16 protein-coding genes are annotated in these 21,996 nt (G+C 34.7%); 14 read left to right on the top strand and 2 right to left on the bottom strand.

Annotation, left to right across the window (positions count from 1 at the left end; all coding sequences use genetic code 11):
• Positions 1–33 precede the first annotated feature (33 nt).
• The 9 genes from pcaF to NBX25_RS10415 all read left to right on the top strand — a co-directional run bounded on the left by pcaF (position 34) and on the right by NBX25_RS10415 (position 11,258).
• Positions 34–1,239: a 3-oxoadipyl-CoA thiolase gene (gene pcaF / locus NBX25_RS10455; RefSeq protein ID WP_250253600.1), complete on the top strand. Its 1,206-nt coding sequence runs from the start codon at positions 34–36 to the stop codon at positions 1,237–1,239.
• A 97-nt stretch (positions 1,240–1,336) separates the two neighbouring features.
• Positions 1,337–1,930 carry an acyltransferase gene (locus NBX25_RS10450; RefSeq protein WP_123909065.1) on the top strand — a complete coding sequence of 198 codons (594 nt, stop codon included), beginning with the start codon at positions 1,337–1,339 and terminating at the stop codon, positions 1,928–1,930.
• A gap of 19 nt (positions 1,931–1,949) precedes the next feature.
• The gene (locus NBX25_RS10445; protein WP_250253599.1) at positions 1,950–2,777 is read left to right on the top strand and encodes an alpha/beta hydrolase; all 828 of its coding nucleotides are present in this window, start codon (positions 1,950–1,952) and stop codon (positions 2,775–2,777) included.
• Between the two features lie 114 nt (positions 2,778–2,891).
• Entirely contained in the window at positions 2,892–5,387 is a 2,496-nt protein-coding gene (gene paaZ, locus NBX25_RS10440) for a phenylacetic acid degradation bifunctional protein PaaZ (protein ID WP_250253598.1), read from the top strand.
• 96 nt (positions 5,388–5,483) lie between these two features.
• The gene (locus tag NBX25_RS10435) at positions 5,484–6,194 is read left to right on the top strand and encodes an XAC2610-related protein (RefSeq protein ID WP_123909062.1); all 711 of its coding nucleotides are present in this window, start codon (positions 5,484–5,486) and stop codon (positions 6,192–6,194) included.
• Positions 6,195–6,500: 306 nt separating this feature from the next.
• Complete coding sequence (locus NBX25_RS10430; RefSeq protein ID WP_250253597.1) at positions 6,501–6,962, top strand: transposase; 462 nt, start codon at positions 6,501–6,503, stop codon at positions 6,960–6,962.
• Between the two features lie 105 nt (positions 6,963–7,067).
• Positions 7,068–7,838 (top strand): DUF4241 domain-containing protein, encoded by a 771-nt coding sequence (locus NBX25_RS10425; protein ID WP_250253596.1) that lies wholly within the window; start codon positions 7,068–7,070, stop codon positions 7,836–7,838.
• Positions 7,839–7,843: 5 nt separating this feature from the next.
• Positions 7,844–8,530: an SMUG2 DNA glycosylase family protein gene (locus NBX25_RS10420; protein WP_250253595.1), complete on the top strand. Its 687-nt coding sequence runs from the start codon at positions 7,844–7,846 to the stop codon at positions 8,528–8,530.
• A 43-nt stretch (positions 8,531–8,573) separates the two neighbouring features.
• Complete coding sequence (locus tag NBX25_RS10415) at positions 8,574–11,258, top strand: DEAD/DEAH box helicase family protein (protein WP_250253593.1); 2,685 nt, start codon at positions 8,574–8,576, stop codon at positions 11,256–11,258.
• 90 nt (positions 11,259–11,348) lie between these two features.
• Here the strand turns inward: NBX25_RS10415 and NBX25_RS10410 are convergent, their stop codons facing one another.
• Both NBX25_RS10410 and NBX25_RS10405 read right to left on the bottom strand, forming a co-directional pair.
• A complete protein-coding gene (locus tag NBX25_RS10410) occupies positions 11,349–12,170 on the bottom strand; it encodes a T9SS type A sorting domain-containing protein (protein ID WP_123909057.1) in 822 nt (273 codons plus the stop codon).
• Positions 12,171–12,203: 33 nt separating this feature from the next.
• Entirely contained in the window at positions 12,204–12,752 is a 549-nt protein-coding gene (locus tag NBX25_RS10405) for a phage tail protein (protein WP_123909056.1), read from the bottom strand.
• Between the two features lie 346 nt (positions 12,753–13,098).
• On the opposite strand from NBX25_RS10405, the gene NBX25_RS10400 reads away from it, so the two are divergent.
• The 5 genes from NBX25_RS10400 (at position 13,099) to NBX25_RS10380 (ending at position 21,768) form a co-directional block, all read left to right on the top strand.
• Positions 13,099–13,863: an enoyl-CoA hydratase/isomerase family protein gene (locus NBX25_RS10400; RefSeq protein ID WP_250253592.1), complete on the top strand. Its 765-nt coding sequence runs from the start codon at positions 13,099–13,101 to the stop codon at positions 13,861–13,863.
• Positions 13,864–14,138: 275 nt separating this feature from the next.
• On the top strand, positions 14,139–17,090 hold the full coding sequence (locus NBX25_RS10395) for a SusC/RagA family TonB-linked outer membrane protein (RefSeq protein WP_250253591.1): 2,952 nt from the start codon (positions 14,139–14,141) through the stop codon (positions 17,088–17,090).
• Positions 17,091–17,096: 6 nt separating this feature from the next.
• Complete coding sequence (locus NBX25_RS10390; protein WP_349815575.1) at positions 17,097–18,614, top strand: RagB/SusD family nutrient uptake outer membrane protein; 1,518 nt, start codon at positions 17,097–17,099, stop codon at positions 18,612–18,614.
• A 490-nt stretch (positions 18,615–19,104) separates the two neighbouring features.
• On the top strand, positions 19,105–19,911 hold the full coding sequence (locus NBX25_RS10385; protein ID WP_250253590.1) for a helix-turn-helix domain-containing protein: 807 nt from the start codon (positions 19,105–19,107) through the stop codon (positions 19,909–19,911).
• Between the two features lie 435 nt (positions 19,912–20,346).
• Positions 20,347–21,768 carry a S41 family peptidase gene (locus tag NBX25_RS10380; RefSeq protein WP_250253589.1) on the top strand — a complete coding sequence of 474 codons (1,422 nt, stop codon included), beginning with the start codon at positions 20,347–20,349 and terminating at the stop codon, positions 21,766–21,768.
• The last annotated feature ends 228 nt before the right edge of the window (positions 21,769–21,996 follow it).

The raw sequence follows: 21,996 nt of genomic DNA, 5'->3' as shown, positions 1-21,996 counted from the left end.
ATTCTCAAATTGACTCATTTTCAAATTAAAATTATGAACAACGTATACATCATAGACTATGTCAGAACTCCTATTTCAAAATTACAGGGAGGATTATCAGAAGTAAGAGCCGATGATTTGGCAGCTATTGTTATCAGGGAAGTGGTTGCAAGAAATCCTGAAGTTCCTGTAGAGGAAATTGAAGATGTAATTTTCGGATGCGCTAATCAGGCTGGTGAAGATAACAGAAACGTAGCCAGAATGGGACTTTTATTGGCTGGACTTCCTTATAAAATTGGAGGTGAGACCGTAAATAGACTTTGTGCTTCGGGAATGTCGGCAGTAGCCAATGCTTTCCGTTCTATTGCAGCTGGTGAAGGCGAAATTTACATTGCCGGTGGGGTAGAGCATATGACACGTTCACCTTATGTAATGTCTAAACCAAGTGCCGCTTTCGGAAGAGACAGTCAGATGTATGATACCACTTTTGGATGGAGATTTATCAATCCGAAAATGAAAGAAATGTATGGGGTTGATGGTATGGGCGAAACTGCAGAAAATCTTGCAGACATGCACCAGATCAAAAGAGAAGATCAGGATAAATTTGCCCTTTGGTCTCAGCAGAAAGCTACCAAAGCACAGGAAAGCGGAAGACTGGCGGAAGAAATTGTAAAAGTTGAAATTCCACAGAGAAAAGGAGAACCGATCGTTTTTGAAAAAGATGAGTTTATTAAACCAACCTCTTCTATGGAAGGATTAGGAAAACTTCGTCCAGCTTTCAGAAAAGAAGGAACGGTAACTGCCGGAAACGCTTCAGGAATGAATGATGGAGCAGCAGCATTGATCTTAGCCAGCGAAGAAGCGGTTAAGAAATATGGTTTAAAACCGAAAGCAAAAATTTTAGGATCATCTGTAGCAGGTGTTGAACCAAGAATTATGGGAATAGGACCTGTAGAAGCTACTCAAAAACTATTAAAAAGATTAAACTTGTCTCTGGAGGATATGGACATTATTGAACTTAATGAAGCTTTTGCAGCGCAAGCTTTAGCGGTAACAAGAAGTTTAGGTTTACAAGATGATGACACAAGAATCAATCCAAATGGGGGTGCTATTGCCATCGGTCACCCACTGGGTGTTTCCGGAGCGAGAATCATCGGTTCTGCAGCCATAGAACTTCAGAAGCAAGATAAAAAATATGCATTGTGTACCCTTTGTATCGGTGTTGGGCAAGGGTATGCAATGGTGATTGAAAAAGTATAAATCAATTTGAAAATGAAACAATTTGAGAATTTGAAAATGTTTAGTGGCATTATTAATTTTCAAATTAACTCATTCTCAAATTCTCAAATTAAAAAATATGAACATCTACTCATATCACGGTATCCGTCCCATTATAAAACCTTCTGCCTATATTCATCCACAGGCAGTGATTATCGGGAATGTGGAAATTGGTGAAGAAGTCTATATTGGTCCGAATGCAGTGATTCGTGGCGACTGGGGAAAAATTATGATTAAAGACGGAGCTAACGTTCAGGAGAACTGTACACTTCATGTTTTTCCGAATATAGAAACCATTTTAGAAGAATCAGCTCACATTGGACATGGGGCAATTATTCACTCCGGACATATAGGGAAAAATTGTTTGATTGGTATGAATTCCGTTGTGATGGATAAAGCTTATATTGGTGATGAAAGTATTGTCGGTGCTTTAGCGTTTGTTCCTGCCAACTTTAGATGTGAGCCTAGAAAACTGATTGTAGGAAGCCCTGCAAAAATAATCCGTGATGTTTCTGATGAAATGATTCATTGGAAAACAGAAGGAACAAAACTATACCAGGAATTAGCAAGAGAAGGAAAAGAAGCGATTCTGCCTTGTGAACCATTTACAGAATATGTTCAGCAAATTCCAACAAAGATTGTTGATTATAGTATCTGGGATGATGTGAAATAATAACCATTCAAAATTAAATATGATTAAGAAAATTGCTCTTGTATGCAGCATGATGTTTGCGGTTAATTATACGGTTTCAGGACAGACTGTTACTACAAAACCGCTTACGATAGGAGAAGTGAGGACTTTTAAGTCTAAAACACTGAATGAAGAAAGAACATTAAACATCTATCTTCCTCAAAACTTTGATAAATCAAAAGCCTACCCAATTATTTATCTTTTAGATGGAAGTATGAATGAAGATTTTATCCACGTTTCAGGGTTGGTGCAGTTCTTCAATCAAATGTATTCCATGCCGGAAACCATTGTGGTAGGAATTGCGAATATAGATAGAAAAAGAGATTTTACTTTTCACACGGATTTGAAAGATTTACAGAAAGATTATCCTACAACAGGGCATTCTGATAAATTTATCACTTTTTTTGAAAAAGAATTAAAGCCTTATGTTGAAAGTCAGTTTAAAACAACAGAAAAATATTTGTTTGGACAATCTCTAGGAGGGCTTTTAGCAACAGAGATCTTATTGAAAAAACCTGAAATGTTCAACAACTATTTCATCATCAGTCCGAGTTTATGGTGGGATGATGAAAGTCTTCTTAAACAGGCTCCTCAATTGCTTTCAAAATCTGCTGATACTAAAAAATTCGTTTATGTTTCCGTAGGAAAAGGAGAACATCCTGTGATGATAAAAGATGCAGAAACGCTATATGATGTTTTGAAAAAAGCAGGAAAGAAAAACTGGACATTAGAATATAAAATGATGGAAACAGACAATCATGCAACCATTCTTCACAGAAGTTTATACGAAGGATTGGTGAAATTGTTTCCGTATCAGGAGCCAAAATAAACTATAAGTGTAACAATATACCAATGTAAAAATGTAACAATTCTTTTCATGCCGGATACAGTAAGTATTTATTGGTAAACTATTAGATTGATACATTGTTAAATTAAATTCTATATGGAAAAACTAAAAAACTATATATACGGTGAATGGGTAGAAGGAGTCGGTACCGGAATCCCTTTATACAATGCTGTAACAGGAGAGCAGGTAGCCGTTTCCGATACTGAAGGTCTTAACTTTGAACAGGCTCTTGATTACGGTAGAACTGTAGGGTACAAAAACCTTTCTTCCATGACGTTCTATGATCGTGGGGAAATGTTAAAAAAAGTAGCCCTTTACCTGTTAGAAAGAAAGAAAAAATATTACGAATTGTCCTATAAAACGGGAGCTACTCACGTTGATTCATGGGTGGATATTGAAGGAGGTTTCGGAACATTTTTTACCTATTCAGGATTAGCAAAAAGAATGCTGCCTAACACTTCATTCTGGGTTGACGGTGATACTCAGAAAATTTCAGCTAACGGAACGTTTTTAGGTACTCATATTTTAACACCAAGTGAAGGGGTTTCTGTACAGATCAACGCTTATAACTTTCCTGTTTGGGGAATGTTGGAAAAATTATCCACATCATTGTTAGCAGGGGTACCATCTATTGTTAAGCCATCACCCTTCGGATCTTATCTTACGAATGCCGTATTTCAGGATATGATTGAAAGTGGAATATTACCTGAAGGAGCAGTACAATTGGTATGTGGAGAACCTGGAAATATCCTTGATTATGTTCAGGATGGAGATTCTGTATTGTTTACAGGTTCAGCTACTACGGGAAGAAAACTGAAATCACTTCCATCTGTTGCAGGAAATGCCGTTCGTTTCAATATGGAAGCAGATTCTTTGAATTGTTCTATCCTTGGATTGGAAGCAAAACCAGGAACTCCGGAATTTGATTTATTTGTCAAAGAAGTTCGAAACGAGATGACCACAAAAGCAGGTCAGAAATGTACAGCGATCAGAAGAATCATTGTTCCTGAGCATTTGATTGGTGATGTTCAGAACGCTCTATCCAAAGCTTTAGATCAAACCAAGATCGGAAACCCATTAAGCAGAGAAACAAAAATGGGATCTTTGGTGGGAAGACAGCAATATGAAGAAGTTTTAAGAAAAGTAAATATTTTAAAATCAGAAACAGAACTTGTCTATGACGGAAAACATGAACTTGTAGACGCCAGCTATGAAAACGGAGCATTTATGAGTCCTAAGTTATTCCTGAATGATAAACCTTTCGAGAAAAATATCTCTCATGATGTAGAAGCTTTCGGGCCAGTATCTACATTAATGCCATATAAAGATGCTGAAGAAGCAGCTGCTTTGGCAAAAAGAGGAAAAGGAAGTTTAGTTGGATCTATTGTTTCCCACGATGAAAACTTTATTGCAGAAACATCATGGAAAATGGCTTCCCAGCACGGAAGAATCTTTGTATTGAACAGAGATAACGCCAAAGAAAGTACAGGGCACGGTTCACCACTTCCAACATTAATGCATGGCGGACCTGGTAGAGCAGGAGGCGGAGAAGAAATGGGTGGATTAAGTGGTCTGCATTTCTTCCTACAGAAAACAGCTATTCAGGGATCTCCGGATGTATTGAAAGCTATTACTAAAATTTATCAGCAAGGAGCAGAGAAAAAATTCTCAGATAAACATCCTTTCCAGAAATATTTTGAAGAAGTTGAAGTAGGAGATTCTTTAGAAACTGCAGGGAGAACAGTTACTGATGCAGATATCGTAAACTTCTCAAACGTTTCATGGGATCATTTCTATGCACATACAGATGCTACAAGTTTAACCGGGACCATTTTTGATAAAACCGTTGCTCATGGATACTTCATCCTTTCAGCTGCGGCGGGACTGTTTGTTTCTGGTAAAAAAGGACCTGTTATCGCGAATTACGGATTAGAAGAATGTAGTTTCTTCAAACCAGTCTACGCCGGAGATACGATCACTGTTTATTTAACAGCAAAAGAAAAAATTAACAGAGGAGTAAAAGGAAGAAATATTCCATCTGGTGTGGTAAAATGGTTGGTTGAGGTTATTAACCAAAGAGATGAGGTCGTTTGCGTAGCAACGATTTTAACTTTGGTGGCAAAACAATCTCCTTTCATTGATCTGACGGTGAAAAATGTTCAGAAGATATTAAGTGGATTAACGGAAAGTACTCCTGCACTTTGGGGGAAAATGTCTCCACAGCAAATGATTGAACACTTAGATCAGGCTGTATTGGTAAGTTTAGGGGAACCAAAAGCAGAGAAATGCTTTACTCCTGAAGAACATCTTGAAAAATGGCAGGATTCTCTTTACAACCACAGAGCAATGCCGAAAGAATTTACCGCTCCGTTCTTACCACAGGATGGTTCACTTCCGGAACTTACTCATAAGAATCTGGAAACAGCAAAACAATCTTTCATTGATAACTTGAAACGATTTGTAGTATATTACAAAGAAAATCCACAGGCAGAACACATGAATTTTGTTTTTGGAAAACTAAATAAAGAAATGTGGGAACTGATGCATAAGAAGCATTTCACCCATCATTTTGAACAATTTGGATTGATTTAATTCAAAATAGATACTCATTAAACTCCCTTTCAGCTAAATGTTGAAAGGGAGTTTATTATTCTGTTTTTATTCTCTAAATTCAGGAAAACTTTTAAGATGAGGGATTGGATTATTTTTATGGCTTTTGGGGGACTGGCTTTTTTTTCTTGTTCTGGGAACCCCAAATCTGGAAGTGAAGGTTATTTTTCTGAAGAGAAATTTGTAGACAGCCTAAATGCAGGAATAAAAGGTGAAACGAAAGTAGTCTTTGAAAAGTTTAGGCATACCGGAAATGGAGATGCATATGCTTCCATTCATTTTTATGACTTGAAAAAGATCTGGGTGGAGTCCAAAGACTCAGAATTTACCACATGGGAGCTTAAGAACAGTTTTAAATTTGACAAAGATGGAATCACCGATCTTAATGTGGAGATTAAGGATTTCAATAATGATGGATTTGATGATATAACTTATCAAAGTGCTATAGCAGGAAGAGGAGGAAATATCGTAATGACTTTATTTGTATATGACCCAAAAAGTAAAGACTTTATTCACATTAAAAACTCAGATAGGTATCCGAACTTAAGTTATAATACAAAATTAAACTGCATAAATTCTTTGATATTAACTGGCTATACTACCACAGTATTTCTTAAAATTAAAAATGATTCTTTGGATGAATTTGCAAGAGTAGATGTTTCAGATACCATTAGGGTAGAAGTAAAAGATACTATGGGAAAGTTCAAAATTATTCAAAAGAAACCATTTTTAGGTTCTGATGAGGATACTTACAGAGTCTTTAGAAATTACAATCCCTTGGAATACTAACTTTATAGTATTTATTGTAATTACTACGGAGATTTTTTGATTTATCCTTGTTAAGATTCAAAATCCTGCCATGCATAATCTGGACTAGATTTAAAAATATTTTTTATCTTTCTAATGTTAACTTAAGAAACACAGAAGATGGCAGATATCAGAACTACTTCAATTGAAGCAGATTGTTTTTACCATATTTATAATCGTGGTATTAATGGAGAGAATATTTTCAAATCAGATCGAAATTATCTGTTCTTTCTCAAGAAAATGTCCGAATCTCTTTTTCCTGTATGTGATGTATATGTCTATTGTCTGATGCCAAATCATTTTCATATTTTAATTAAAATAAAATCAGACTTTGAATTGGGCAGCCTTGTCAAGGTTCAAAACCTTGACAAGGCTGGGGCGGTCTTTCCATCAGGTCTTCATTCTCCTCAGAGAATTTTTTCAAAACAATTTGCAGGAGTCTTTAACTCTTATTCCCAGGCTTTTAATAGAGAAAATAAAAGGCATGGAGCTCTTATTGAATCTCCGTTTAAAAGAAAATTGATTACTTCTGATCAATATTTAATTAACTTAATAATTTATATTCATCAAAATCCAGAAAAGCATGCTCTTATAGATCAGTTTTCAAAATATAATTTTTCATCTTATCAATCAATTCTGAGTAATTCAGAAACTTTATTGAGAAGAGATGAGGTTATCGAACTATTCGGTAATAAAGAAAACTTTATATTGTCACATCAAAAGGCCATTGATTTTAATGATGAATTTTAATTATCCTTGTCAAGGTTTTAAACCTGGACAAGGATAGTTAGGAAAAGATTTTGACAATCAATAAACGAATAGTATTTTTAAACTTCAATCATAAAATAAGCAATAATGAACGAAAGCTGGCAGCAAAAATGGGAAGTGATAAAAGACAAATTGATATCTCCTGTAGATATTGAAACCTATTTTACCTCAGATGAAATTATGGAACAGAAAATGGAGACCATGGGAATTGGTAATGTTTCTCTGCCATCAGGAAAAGTAATCGTAAGAGATCCCCTGGTATATCTGAATCAAAGAGAGCAGCCTTTTTTTGTTGAAGTTCCTAAAGGAAATTTTCCTGTAACCATTGCCGTAGTAAAATTGGAAGATTGGGGAGATCGGTATGCTGCTGCAAAAGTTGAGTTTACAAAAGAAAAGCCGGTTATCTATAGAGAAGCATTAATAGGTATTGAAAATATTGAAGATGCCAATGAAGACGCATTTTTTGGTTTCAACGTAGATGCCGGTTTAGCCTGTATTACCGATCCTGAAGTGGTGCCTTATGTGGATAAGTTTATTGAGGAACTGGATGTTGAGAATATTTACGATGATTATTTTGCAGAACTGTTTGCCCAAAGCTATAAAGAAAACCCGAGAAACCAAAGAGATCTTGGAGACTGGATCAATTGGAAAGTACCCAATACAGAGTATCAGATCCCAATATTTGCCAGTGGAATAGGTGATGGAGTATATCCGGTTTTCTTTGCTTATGATGAACAGGATAAATTATGCGGAGTATATATTCACTTTATCGATATTGAGTTAGAATTATCCGAATATGATGAAGACGAGGAGGATGACGATGCAACTCAGTCAGATAATTTTGTCTTTCTAAAATAAATTCAATGAATAAGACTTTTGCAGATCAGGTTATTGAATTCAATGAAAATTTAAAGTATTCAGGAAGTCTTCCTGAGGGCTTTGAAGTATTGAACCCGTACTTGGACAATCCGGAGACGATGCAGGTGATGCAAAAGTTTTATCACAAATATTACAATGATTCCAAGAAGAGAAAGTTTATTATAGGCATCAATCCAAGCCGTCATGGAGCTGGTGTTACAGGCGTTCCGTTTACCGATACCAAACGACTGGAAAGTATCTGTGGAATTAAAATGGAATCTGCCCATACTCATGAAGTCTCTTCCGTATTCATGTATGATATGATCGCAGACTATGGTGGAGCTGATTCGTTTTACAAAGACATTTATATCAATTCTCCATTTCCGTTGGCCATCGTACGAAAAACAAAAAATGGCTGGCTCAATGCCAATTATTACGATGATAAAGAACTTTTCAAGGATGTGAAAGATTTCATGATTGATTCATTGAAAAAACACATCAGCTTGAATCTGGATACCTCAGAAGTCTTTGTCCTTGGTAAAAAGAATGCTGAATTTATTTCAAAACTCAATAAAGAAGCTCAGCTTTTTGGAACGATGACGGTCTTGGAACATCCACGGTATATTCAGCAATACAAATCAAAAGAAAAACAGCTGTATATAGATAAATATATTTTAGCACTAAAAAGATAAAAACCAATAATTTTAATACTCTGTTTCTTATTAAATTGTGAACATGAATGTTTTCCCTAAAAACACAATCTTTAAATACAACTGGCGGGCTTATCAGAAAAGATTTCTGGATCATCTTGATGAATATCTTGTAGATAACCACCTGCATGTCTCTGCACCTCCGGGTTCAGGTAAAACAGTACTTGGATTGGAAGTAATGGTAAGACTTGGCAAACCTACGCTCATTGTTGCCCCTACATTAGCTATCAAAAATCAATGGATTCAAAGGTTTTGTGAACTATTCCTTCATTCAGAAACGGTTCCTGCATGGATATCTTCAGATATCAGAAAACCAGGAATCATTACAGTAACAACTTATCAGGGCATTCATTCTGCTACTGAAGCCACCGAAGAAGAAGAGGAAACACTGGCGAAATCTTCAAAAGTTCCGGCTTCAGAAATTATAAAACGGCTTCAAAAACAAAAAGTAGGAACCCTTATCCTGGATGAAGCTCATCATTTGAAAAATGCCTGGTGGAGGAGCCTCATGGAACTTAAAGATAAAATTGAACCCACTGTTGTATCCCTTACCGCCACACCGCCTTTTGATGTTTCCGGTACAGAATGGCAAAAATATATTCAGTTGAATGGTCCCATAGATGCAGAAATATCCGTTCCTGAACTGATGATTGAAGGCGATCTTTGTCCACATCAGGATTTGGTACACTTTGTATTACCTTCTCAGGAAGAACAAAAGAAAATTGAATATTACCATGAGCAGGCCTTAGTATTTTTTGAAGAAATTAAAAAAGATGAAGTATTTCTTAATGCTATTGAACAGCATCCTGTGTATCAGAATCCACTGGAACATTTAGATTGGATCTATGAAAACATATCTTCTTATACTTCTGGTCTGGTATACCTTCATTTCAGAGGAAAAGAAATTCCAGAAGTTCACTTTGAAATCATTGGTGACCAACAAAGATATATTCCTCAATTTGATTTCTTCTGGATGGAAGAACTTCTCGACTTTTATTTACTAGTAGATAAGGTTCATTTTAAAAATTACGAAGATCACCGTACTAATTTAGGGAATCGATTAAAAAGGCACGGATTTTTAGATCAGAAAACTTTGAGCTTTTTTAATAGTAAAAATGTAAACCAGATTCTCAATTCAAGTATAGGCAAACTTCAGGGGATAAAAGATATCGTCGATTTTGAATTTTCCGTGCTTAAAGATGATCTGAAAATGGTTATTCTTACTGATTTTATCAAAAAAGAATACCTGAATAACGGAACTGAGAATATACTTAACCTTGATAAAATAGGAGCCGTTCCCATCTTTGAAAAGCTGAGAAGGGAAAATTTTCAGCAGAAAAAAATAGGCATTCTTACAGGAAGCCTGGTGATTATTCCGGCAAGTGCAAAAAGTATATTTGAAGAACTCTGTAAGAAAAAAGCATTATTTGGAATAGGGCTTTCACCATTGAGCTATGATCCGGATTATCTCGTAATCAGCCTTTCGGAACAGGCAAAACATGATATTGTACACATTATTACGGAAATTTTTCAACATGGAGAAATTCATGTTTTGATTGGAACCAAATCTTTATTGGGAGAAGGTTGGGATGCTCCTAAAATGAATACTTTAATTCTGGCAAGTTTTATCAGCTCCTTTGTACTTTCAAATCAGATGAGAGGAAGAGTCATAAGGACAGATAAGGATATTCCTCATAAAACTGGAAATATATGGCATCTTGTATGTTTTGATACCAAAGATGAAATCGGAGGCCAGGATCTGAATATTATGAAACGAAGGTTCAAAACCTTTGTTGGGATTTCCAATAAAGATATTCCCACCATTGAAAACAACATTGAAAGGCTCAATATTAAGACCATAGAAAATAATGAGGAAATACAGGAGATTAATCAGTCATTTTTTGTTTTGGCTCAAGATAGAGAGAGCCTTATCAACCGTTGGAGAAAAGCGCTTGATCTTGGAAATATTTTAGTAGAAGAAATACATGTTCCTGCCATCAATATGACTGCCATGAAGGATGTGAAGATGAGTTATATCGAGGAAATGTCTAGAAATATGATTAAGGTGATGGTTTCTTCTATATTATTATTCTGGCAGAATCTTCTATTGGGAATCTTTAGAAATTTTCAGGCAATTGATTCTGTAAAAACCTTTTCATTATTTGCTTCCTTGTTTGGATTGGCAGGTTTCATAGTATATGGAAGAAAGTTATTTATATCCGCAAAGCAATACTGGAGATACAGAGATATAGGAAAACAACTAGGAGCAATGGCAGAGGTGGTTTTATATGGTCTGATTAATGAAAGATTGATAAGAACTTCTTTGGAACAATTGAAAGTTATAAGCTCATCCAATAGCAATGAAGGTGCATTTTGCTATCTGAAAGGAGGTAGCCAATATGAGAATGCACAGTTTATCCAGACTTTACAGGAAATGGTCTCTCCGATAGATAATCCGAGGTATGTTCTGAGACAGAAAAAGAGATCTTTTCTTTTCAAGAATGAACAGTACTTTCCTGTACCTGAAATTTTTGCAAAAAATAAAAAAAGTGCAGAATTTTTTACTAAAACATGGAATAAAGCGGTAGGAAAATCAGAGTTAATTTTTACAAGAACCATTGAAGGACGCAAAATCCTATTAAAACTAAGATTTGAAGCTCTTTTAAAAAGAAATGGAAGAATAGAGCATCTCCACAAATGGACGAGATAAAAAACAAATCCCTCAATTATATTGAGGGATTTTGTCTTTCATGAATTAGAATCTTTGTGGGAACAAGATCGGATGTGTAACTTTTAAATATTAGTTTTTAATAACTTTAGTAGACTCAGTAGCTGTTTTGATAAAGTAAACTCCTTTTGGAAGTTCTGAAATACTGATTTCATTAGAACCTTTTTGAACCTGAACCGTTTTTAGGACTTTACCATCAACACTATAGATTTTAGCCTCTGAATTTTTTTCAGAACTGATAGAAAGAGGTCCGTTTGTTGGGTTAGGATAAAGAGTCAAGTTTTTTTGAGTGCTTTTAGTTTCTGAGGTTCCCAATACAATATTGCTGTCTTTTACCCATGTAAAAGCATCAAGCCCTAGGTAATAATAGTTACCGCCAAGAGTTAGTTGAAGTTGGTCAATCACAATATTGGAATAATTTTGTCCATTAAGATTAGTAAGGTCAATGAGAGTATATCCGTTTGTAGTCCCCAAACCTACTGTGAAATTATTGGTCTTTGTTGCTGAGAATTTAGTTACTCCACTCAATTTTCCTGTTACAGTAAGAGTACCTGTAACATTAGGATTTGAAAACTGATTAGCAACATACACCCAAAAACGGTTTACCTTAAACAGATTGGAAGTTGTTTTTATACTAAACGATGCACTAGTAGGCCCTACATTAGTTGTATTGTCAATATATCTGTTATCGTTTGCGGTACCACTCCATCCTGTACCTGGAAAAACTCCTATATTGAAAGTAGAGGAATGTGAAATGATATTGAAAGTAACTCCATTATCTGTAAAACTGCTACTTCCACTAGATTCGGTTTCAAATGTCTCTGTACTGGTCTGCCCGAATGAAAAAATTGAAATGAGCAGACTACAAATGGTTAAAAAGATAGTGCTTTTCATGATTTCTGTTTTAAATATTAGGTTTATAGTATATTAATCCCGAGGAGGATAAATGCCTTCAATACAAATAATGTAATTTAATCCAAGATAAGGAGGCATATTATTGACTGGAAGATTTTGTCCTACAAATGAAATAGACTTGGTATTGATTGCTGTGTCTGGATCTGCATCTATGAAACTTGGAACTGCCTGAAAATTTCTGCCGTTAGGAATCCCTGTGATAGCAAACGATGAAGCTGCAGAAGGGGTTACGCTGTTGGCATTCTGATTTGCTACCTTAAGTTGAAAACCAGCCCCAACGCTTGGTAGATTTGAAGACAATAATGTGTTTTGTGTGGTTCCAGCCACTACACCCAGTGGATAATTTTCGTTGGCATTTACATTTCCGGCCCCCAAAGCCATTCTTCCCTTTAAGTTAGGAAGGGCAAAGGTAGTTCTTCCGTCGCCACCATAGGTTGTTCCTAAAATTGAAAATACTGCTGAATAGTTAGCGATACTCAATAACCTTCCATCACAGAACATCCATCCTCTTGGTGCAAAATTTCCTGCAAATAATTTAACGATTCCAATGTACTCTTCCATGGTATAATTTTTTAGCCTTTAATTGTCTTACTCTGTTGATGGCTTTTCAGATTCCGCCGTTAAGTGATTTATTTTCTTATCCAAAGGAACAACTAATCAAAAGGCAGTACTAGAGTAGAAAATACCAAATTGATCATTCCGTATTTCTACGTAAAGGGATATTATTTGTGCTTAAAAATTGAATTGAGTATTTTAAATTGAGTAATTAATAATTGTTTGCTCAATAGTAATTTCCAATTTGCTTTCTTTCAGTCTTCTGCTTAAAAAATAAGATGAATTTGTTTGTTTTAAGTTTTACTAAAAGCGCTGTATTTAGTATTTTTGTAAGAATCCAATAAAAATTAAAATGAACGAATTCGTTGCATCAGAAATCAAAAATAATATTGCCGAAATTACTTTCGGAACCCCAAAAAGTAATTCCCTTCCGGGAGCAATTTTAGAGAAACTGGCTCAGACCATCTTAGATGAAGGAGCTAAAGATGAAGTAAAAGCTATTGTAGTAAAAAGTGAAGGTGAAAAAGCATTCTGTGCAGGAGCAAGCTTTGATGAACTTCTGGCTATTGATGAGCTTGAGGCTTCCACTAAGTTCTTTGGAGGTTTTGCTAAAGTACTGAACGCAATGAGAAACTGTGGAAAGATTGTTGTTGTAAGAGTGCAGGGAAAAACAACAGGAGGTGGAGTAGGAATAGCCTGTGGCGCTGATTATTGCTTTGCAACAAAAGATTCTGCATTAGCACTTACGGAAATCAATTTAGGAATAGGGCCTTTCGTAATTGGTCCTTATGTAGAAAGAAAAATCGGAAAATCACAATTCTCAGCAATGGCTATTGATGCTGATTTCAGGTCAGCAGAATGGGCAGAACAACATAATGTATATCATTCTGTTTCAAACAATATTCAGGAAATGGATGAAAAACTGGAAAAATTTTTACAGACATTAGCATCAAGGAGTAGTGATGCTTTAGCATTAATCAAAAAAGTTTCCTGGGAAGGAACAGATCATTTTAATGAACTGATGCCAGCAAGAATTCATATGAGTGCAAGCCTTATTTTAGAAGATTCTGCTAAGAAGAATATTGAAGCTATTAAAACTCGATTAAAAGTGAAATAAGTAATAAAAAGCTATTTTTATTTAAAAATACTTAGCCGTTGATTGTTTCAACGGCTTTTTTGGTTGTGAAATCATTTTATTTTGATGTTTTTCGTATTTTCGAATGTTTTTTAAGTTCTTCGTTTATTGAACTATTATTAAAATTATAAATAATTAATTAATTATTTATTTATAATTTTCATTCATTAATTATATTTAGTTAATTTAACCTTTTTTATTATATTTTGTGATTTATTAATATATATTTGCTTCCACACTGTTAAATTTAGTTAAATATGAAAATGCGATTGTCATTAATGACTACGGCTGTCCTCTTTTTTGCAGGAGGGCATTTCGTAGAAGCCCAAAAGGCAAAACGCGACACCACAACTCAGGAAACAAAGATTGATGAGGTTGTTGTTGTAGCGTACGGTAGTCAAAAAAAGGAAACTTTAGTAGGCTCCAATACAGAAATTAAAGCAAAGCAGTTTGCTGATCGTCCTATTACCAATATAGGACAAGCTATTGACGGGGCTAGTCCCGGAGTTAACGTGAGTACGGGAACCGGCCAACCAGGAAGTGCTCCAAGTGTACAGATTAGAGGAATCGGGTCCTATAATATCTCCTCTGCTCCCTTGTATGTTGTAGATGGTGTAATTTATACAGGTTCTCTTTCAGCGCTCAACCCTAATGATATAGCATCTTTTAACATCTTAAAAGATGCAGCATCAACCTCCCTTTATGGCTCAGCAGCAGCTAATGGAGTAATCCTTATTACTACAAAATCGGGAAGAAAAGGTACTGATGTTTTAAACTTTAGTATGAGTACTGGGTATGTAGGACGTTCAATTCCCGAATATGACCGTGTAAATGCTGCTCAATACTATCCTTTGATTTGGGAAGCTTTGAGAAACGGTAGACTTACATCGGTTCCTGGAACTACTGTTGCTGCAGCAAATGCATATGCTTCATCAAATCTTATTTCTGGGGTGTTAAAGACTAATATATATAATGTTCCAGATAATCTGCTGGTTGTAAATGGTATTTTGAATCCCGAAGCTCAGTTGAAGTATACAGATTTGGATTGGCAGCAACCACTTATGAAAACCGGTTTCAGGCAGAATTATGAACTTAATTACAGTGGAGGAACAAATAAGACAACCTACTTTGCATCTGTAAGTTATACTAATGAGTTAGGGTATATTATTAAATCTGATTTTGAACGTTTTACGGCAAAACTGAAAGCAGATTCTCAAATCAAAAGCTGGCTTAAAGTGGGGACAAGTCTTAATGCAGTCTCTACTTATGGGAACAACTCAGTGGATGGAGCCAATAATAATGCGGCCTATATCAACCCTTACAGATGGACCAGATTTATGGGCCCTATTTACAGTCCGTATGCTCACGATCCATCTACTTTTGCTAATCTGTACGATATTTCCGGTAATCTGATGTTTGATGCAGGAAATGCAAGAGGTGCTGATGCGGCGGCAGGAAGAAATGTTATCCAGGAAACCCTCTTAAATAAAGATATTTCAAAAAATTATTATATTATTTCAAGAGCTTATGCTGAAGCTAAAATAGATCAGTATTTAACGATTTCAACGAATGTTGGATATGATATCAGAAATAATAGAAGAAGTACTTACGGAAATAAAATAATCGGAGATGCAGCCCCTGCTGGCTCTGCAGAGAAGACCTCAATTGTTGAGCAGACACTTACTTTTAATCAACTCTTGAACTACAAAAGAAAATTCGGTAAACACAATATGGAATTCCTTTTGGGACATGAAAACTACAAATATCAGTATGAATACCTTTATGGATACAAGCAGGGACAAGTAGTGGATGACAATGATGAGCTTATCAATTTTGTGACAATTAGGTCACTTCCGTCATGGACGGATAATTACCGTAAAGAGAGTGCTTTTTCAAGAATCAATTATGATTTTGCTTCCAAATATCTTTTATCCGGGTCTATACGTTGGGACGGATCATCTAGATTTAAAGAAGATGTAAGATGGCATTCATTCTGGTCATTAGGTGCAGGTTGGAGAGTAAAAGGAGAGGATTTCCTTCTGAGCTCAGGAACTGTCAGTGAGCTTAAACTTCGTGGATCATATGGTGAAGTAGGTAATGATAATACCAACAGTTATTATATGTACCAGAACACATTTGATTTAGGATACAATAATGGAGCTGAACCGGGAATATTGTTTGGGTATTTGGCGGATCCTAAAATCACATGGGAATCTAACAAGCAAACAGATATAGGAGTTGATTTCGGATTTCTTAATAACAGAATTTCAGGATCTGTGGAATATTATAACAGAATTACCGATGGGTTGATCTTTCAGGTTCCTGTACCTGTTTCTGCTGGGGTGCCGAACAGTTACATTTATAAAAATGTCGGAGCAATGTATAATAGAGGTCTTGAAATCAGCTTAAGTGGAGATGTTATCAAAAATGAAAATTTCCAATGGAGTCTGAATGTAAATGCTTCTACCCTTAAAAATCAGATTACAAAATTATCAGATGGAATCACTGAGATTATCAACGGTACCAAAAAAATTTCTGTAGGTCATTCTGTTTACGATTATTGGTTGAGACAATGGTATGGGGTAGATCCCGCAGACGGTTCTCCATTGTTTTTGGTTGCTGATGAGCTTGCCGGAACAACTGCTTCAGATATAAGAACAGTGAACGGAACTTTGGTTACTACCAACCTGAATAAAGCAAAATATGATTACTCAGGAACAGCAATTCCTGATCTTTTTGGAAGTTTTGGTACATCAGTTAGCTATAAAAACTGGTCATTGTCTGCAATGTTCACTTATCAGCTTGGAGGGATGACATATGATTCAAATTATGCTTCTTTAATGTCAAGTTATTCTCAGGGAGGAGCATTAAGTACAGATATTTTGGGCAGATGGACGACCCCGGGTCAGATTACGGATATTCCTGCTTTAAATACATCCACATACGTTAGTTCTAATGCTGCATCAAGCAGGTGGTTAGTAAAATCAGATTTTATTTCTCTAAGACAGGCTTCATTAGCTTATAGTTTTAATCCAAAAGATATTGCTCAATATGGTCTGACATCATTTAGAATTTTGATTTCAGGAGAAAACCTTTGGAGTAAAACAGCAAGAAAAGGTTTGGAGCCTGGACAAAGTTTTAATGGTACGGCTTCTAACAGATATACACCGTCCAGAATTATTACAATCGGGTTTAATGTTTCATTTTAAGAAATTATGAAAAATATAATACAAAAAAATAAAAAATGGGCCGTGTTGTTGTCGGCTACTGCAATGTTGTTTCTAGGATCTTGTAAAAGTGATTATCTTGATACAGAACCTACAGCCGCAGTTTCTGAATCGGTTGCTTTTTCCAGTGCTGCAGGTGTGATGTCGATTATCAACGGAATGCATAGAGATCTTTATTCAAGACAGACCAACAATAATAACAGTCAGGGACAGAATGGACAGGGAGGTATCATGATTATCATGGATGCTTTGGGAGAAGATCTGGTTTTTCCTTCTACCGGAAACAATTGGTATATTTCCACTGTACGATGGCAGGATCAGGCCAATGCCAACAGTGACTATGCTTTTTATCCATATCAACTGTATTATGCGTTGATTAGAAATGCTAATTTGGTTATTGCCAGAGCTCCAGGAGTTCCTGTAGGGTCAAATGAAGAAGCAAATACTATTAAAACAGCAATAGGAGAAGCACATGCTTTCAGAGCATTTTGTTATTATATGTTAGTTCAGATTTATGGTAAAAGATATGTACCCAATACCAACAACAGCCAATTAGGTGTTCCTATAAGACTAGTTGCAGATGAAAGTTCACTTGCAAGAAGTACTGTCGAAGAGGTGTATAAGCAGATTAATCTGGATTTAAATGAAGCATTAGTAAAGCTTGCAAATACCAAAAGAATCAGTAAATCTCACTTTGATAAGCAGATCGTACAAGGGCTTATTGCTAGAGTTGCTTTAACTCAGGGGAATTATTCTTTAGCTGCAGCTTCTGCCAATTCAGCGAGGTCTGAATTTAAGTTGATGGATAATTCAGCTTATCTTTCAGGATTCAATAGCTTAGGAAATCAGGAATGGATGTGGGGGTCAGCTATTGCTGCAGATCAGGGAGATTCTTTTTCTAACTTTGGAGCTTATATGTCAAGAAATTATAATTCTACCAATATCCGTCAGGCTCCTAAGGCTATGAATACAAAGCTTTATGCAATGTTTCCTAAAACTGATGTTAGAAAGAAAGTTGTAGATTCTACCGGAAAACATCTGGATTTAGCACTTCCAGGCACTTACGCAAAATTTCCCTATACAAGCCAAAAATTTTTATCAGTAAGTACTTCGGATAGTAGAGTGGATCTTCCATTGATGAGAGCTGCAGAAATGTATCTTATAGAAGCTGAAGCATTAGCTAGAATGAATCAGGAATCTGCATCAAAAGCTGTGTTTTTGCAATTACAGAAAAATAGAGATGAAAGTTATAAGGGAACTGTAAAGACAGGAGCAGCTTATATTGATGAAATTCTTAACAGCAGAAGAATTGAATTATGGGGTGAAGGCTTTAGATTCCTGGATCTGAAAAGACTGAATATGAACCTTGACAGAACGGGAGCTAATCATTCTTCTACTGTGGTAAATAATTTATTTACTGCCCCTAATACAGATAAACGATGGGAGTTTTTAATTCCACTTAAAGAGATCAATGCCAACCCGCTTATTGTACAGAATCCTTTATAAAGTCACTTTTTAATATATTTTAATGCAAAGAATCCTGTCCAAGAGTGGCAGGATTCTTTATTAAAAAAAAATATAGAAACTATTAAAGAAAACCGATAGCAAAGTAATAAAGCATAGTTGTAATTAGACAACATTAAGAGCCAACCAAAAATTGAATAAAATCCGAGTGCGCATCTATAAGATTTATGATATTAAAAAAAGATGCATTCTTCAATGTATTTAAAGAGCAAGACAAAGACTTAAAAGACTTATTTTTATCAAATAGATTACTTTTATACTTTAGGGATATTGTGATCCTTTCATTATTTTTGGTGAACTTCTTTTTTATTACATCAGCAATTAAAGAAAAGAAGCAAAGAAAGCCACCCGATTAATTTGATTTAATGTTCTACAGTAAACATATTTAAATTCAGTAAATTTGATTACAGTTAGCGACCTTAGATCTATCGCGAAGACCTTGACTATTGCCAACTTGAATAATGACACAAAAATGAAGGTAGAATTTTATAAACCGAAAAATAATATTCTGAAAAATTTTATTGAAGGATACTATTTTATAGCTGATAATCAGAGTTCCGACTCTATAAGATACTTGACTTTTCCTAATAACTTTTGCATATTGTCAGTTATTTGCAATTCTGATCTTATTCTAGGAGAAAACCAAATTATTGTTACTCCTTCTGTTCAAAATGAGATTGTGGCCGGTTTGGTGTTTAGATATAATTATCCGATTGAAGTTATTTGTGAAAAGCCAATAAACGAAATAACAATATATTTTAAACCACTCGGATTAAATTATTTTGTAAATGATTCACGTGTGTTTTCCGAAAGAAAAAATGTTTCAGACTACAATCCATTCTCGGATTTTAAAAACTGTATGAACAAAATCTTAAATCATACAAATCGTGAAGAGCAAATTGAATTATTGGAAAGCTTTTGGCTCTCAAAATTTCAGCCAAAAGATTTTTCGTTAATGAAACAAATTCTGTCTGATATCGAAAGGGATTTGAAAATTGAAGAAATTGCAAAAAAGCACAATTTGTCGAGGCAGTACATTAACAAACTTTTCATTAAGAACATTGGAAAAACACCATCTGAATATCGAAAAATTTATCGTTTCAGAAATGCTGTAATAAGCAAAAAGAAAAGCAAAAACCTAACAGACTTGTCTCATGGAAATTTATTTTTTGACCAATCTCATTTCATCAAAGATTTTAAGGAATTAACCGCTATAAAACCCAGTCTGTTTTTTAAAAATGTTGATACCAACAAAGAAAACGTCTGGCTTTTTATATAGAGTTTCCATTTTTACAATTTTAAGTAGTTACTACGTCCTTTCTTTGCTTTAAAATCACACCAATGAAAAGCAAAGTTTTAATCATAACAGTTTATCTGTAATCAATGTAGCCCAATTCCAGAGGGTAGATGTGTTTCTCAATTTATTGATCTTTATAATGTTGAGGGAAGTTTGAAATGTTTTCATCCAGAGATACCAAACGAAAAGTACAATTGAGAAACTGTTTTTAGGATCTTTTTTAATCAGACTTTAACACCAAGGGGTAAGAGCCTTTTTTCAAATTGAATTTGAGTAAATGTTTCAAGTAGCAGGAAAAATAATGCTCCAGTATTTTCAATTGAGATTCCTGTAAAATATACAACTCAAAATTTTATCAAAAACAAAGATTCTATTTTAGAAAAAGCCAGTGAATAGACAAAAAAGGAAAAAAATAAAATGAAACAACTATTTATAATTGTAGTATTTTTACTCACAACAGGAAATAGCTTTGCACAGCAGAATTGTGATTGTGATGTAGCATTAAGCAATCTAATCACAAAAATAGAAAGTGATTATCCCGGGTTTAAAGAGAAAACCAAAGACAAAGTACTTTACAACAGTTTCAAACTTCAATTGAAACAAGAAACAAAAACAATTGAACAATCTTCATGTTTTGATGTACTAAAGAAATATACTTCTTTTTTCAGAGATGGCCATATATTATGGCTTCATTCTCAAACTTCAAAAAAACCTGAAACTGTCCACAAAAAAGAATTCATCAAGATGGGTATTGAGAATTTTGAAAAGAAGTTCAAAAATAGACATACTAAACTTGAAGGTATTTGGAAAAACAATTATGAAAAATTGTTTGGTGAGTTTGATTATACCATTGGATTGATCAAAACAAAGAAAAATGAATACGTAGGGTTCGTTATTAAATCAGACTCAAGGCTTTGGGAACCTAAAGAAGTAAAATTCCGATTGTTTCCAAATGGAACTTATGAATATTTTGACAAAGACCACAACCTGAAAAAAGGAAATTATACCATTTATAATGAAACTATAATTTCTTTTGACAATTTAGAGATCTTCTTTGTCAGAGACAATACAAAAGATGATTATTCCTTAGATAAAATCACTGAATTAAGCGGTTTTACTTTTAAAAAAATTACCGACAAGACAAGCCTTTTAACGTTGCCTTCTTTTTATTATTCCTACGTTGATATAATAAATCGGTTAATTGAAAAGAACAAGTATTTGCTTGAAAACAGTCCCTATTTAATAGTTGATGTACGAAATAATGGTGGCGGAACAGATAATGCATACCTCAATTTATTGCCTTATATAATGACACAATCAATTAGAACCTTAGGAGTAGAATTTCTATCAACACCTACTTTGATCAATGGCCTGCAAGGGTATATTGACGGAATAAAAGATGATGAGAGTAAACAAAATGAAATAACTCGAATTAAGAAAGAAATCGAAATACTAAAAAAAAATAAAGATCAATTTGTGAATATTTACGGTTCTGAAGTGGATACTATGAATGTTAAAATTGCCGAAAAAAGTCCAAAAAACATAGTGGTATTAGCGAACCAAAATGTAGGCAGTTCAGGCGAGTATTTTGTGATGTTTACTAGACAAAGTAAGAAAGTAAAAATATTCGGAACACCCACTTATGGTGGCTTGGACTATGCCTCTGCACGTGTTTTTGACTTCGGTTGCCCTGAATATACATTAGCTTTACCAACCTATCGTTCATTACGATTACCAGATTTTCCTGTAGATAATATCGGATTACAACCGGATATTTATATGGATAAATTTGTAAAAGATTGGGTAAAATATGCCATTGATTATTTAGAAGAAAATTAAATGCATAAATATACCTTTATAAATTAAAGATCAAGTCAAAAGTCCGTTTCACAAATTGTGTAAACGGGTTTTTTATATTTTTTTTCTATTCCTGATCTGAATTTCTTTTTGTAAATGCACTCATCCACTGAATGCCTTGCCATATTAATGTTAAGCAGTGAACAAGTCATTTGAAAGGAATTATCATTAAAATTTAAAAAATATTTTGAAGATTAAAAATAATTTATA

This window comes from Chryseobacterium sp. Marseille-Q3244, assembly GCF_940807095.1.
Lineage (GTDB): Bacteria > Bacteroidota > Bacteroidia > Flavobacteriales > Weeksellaceae > Chryseobacterium.
This window is presented reverse-complemented; position numbering and strand designations above follow the sequence as displayed.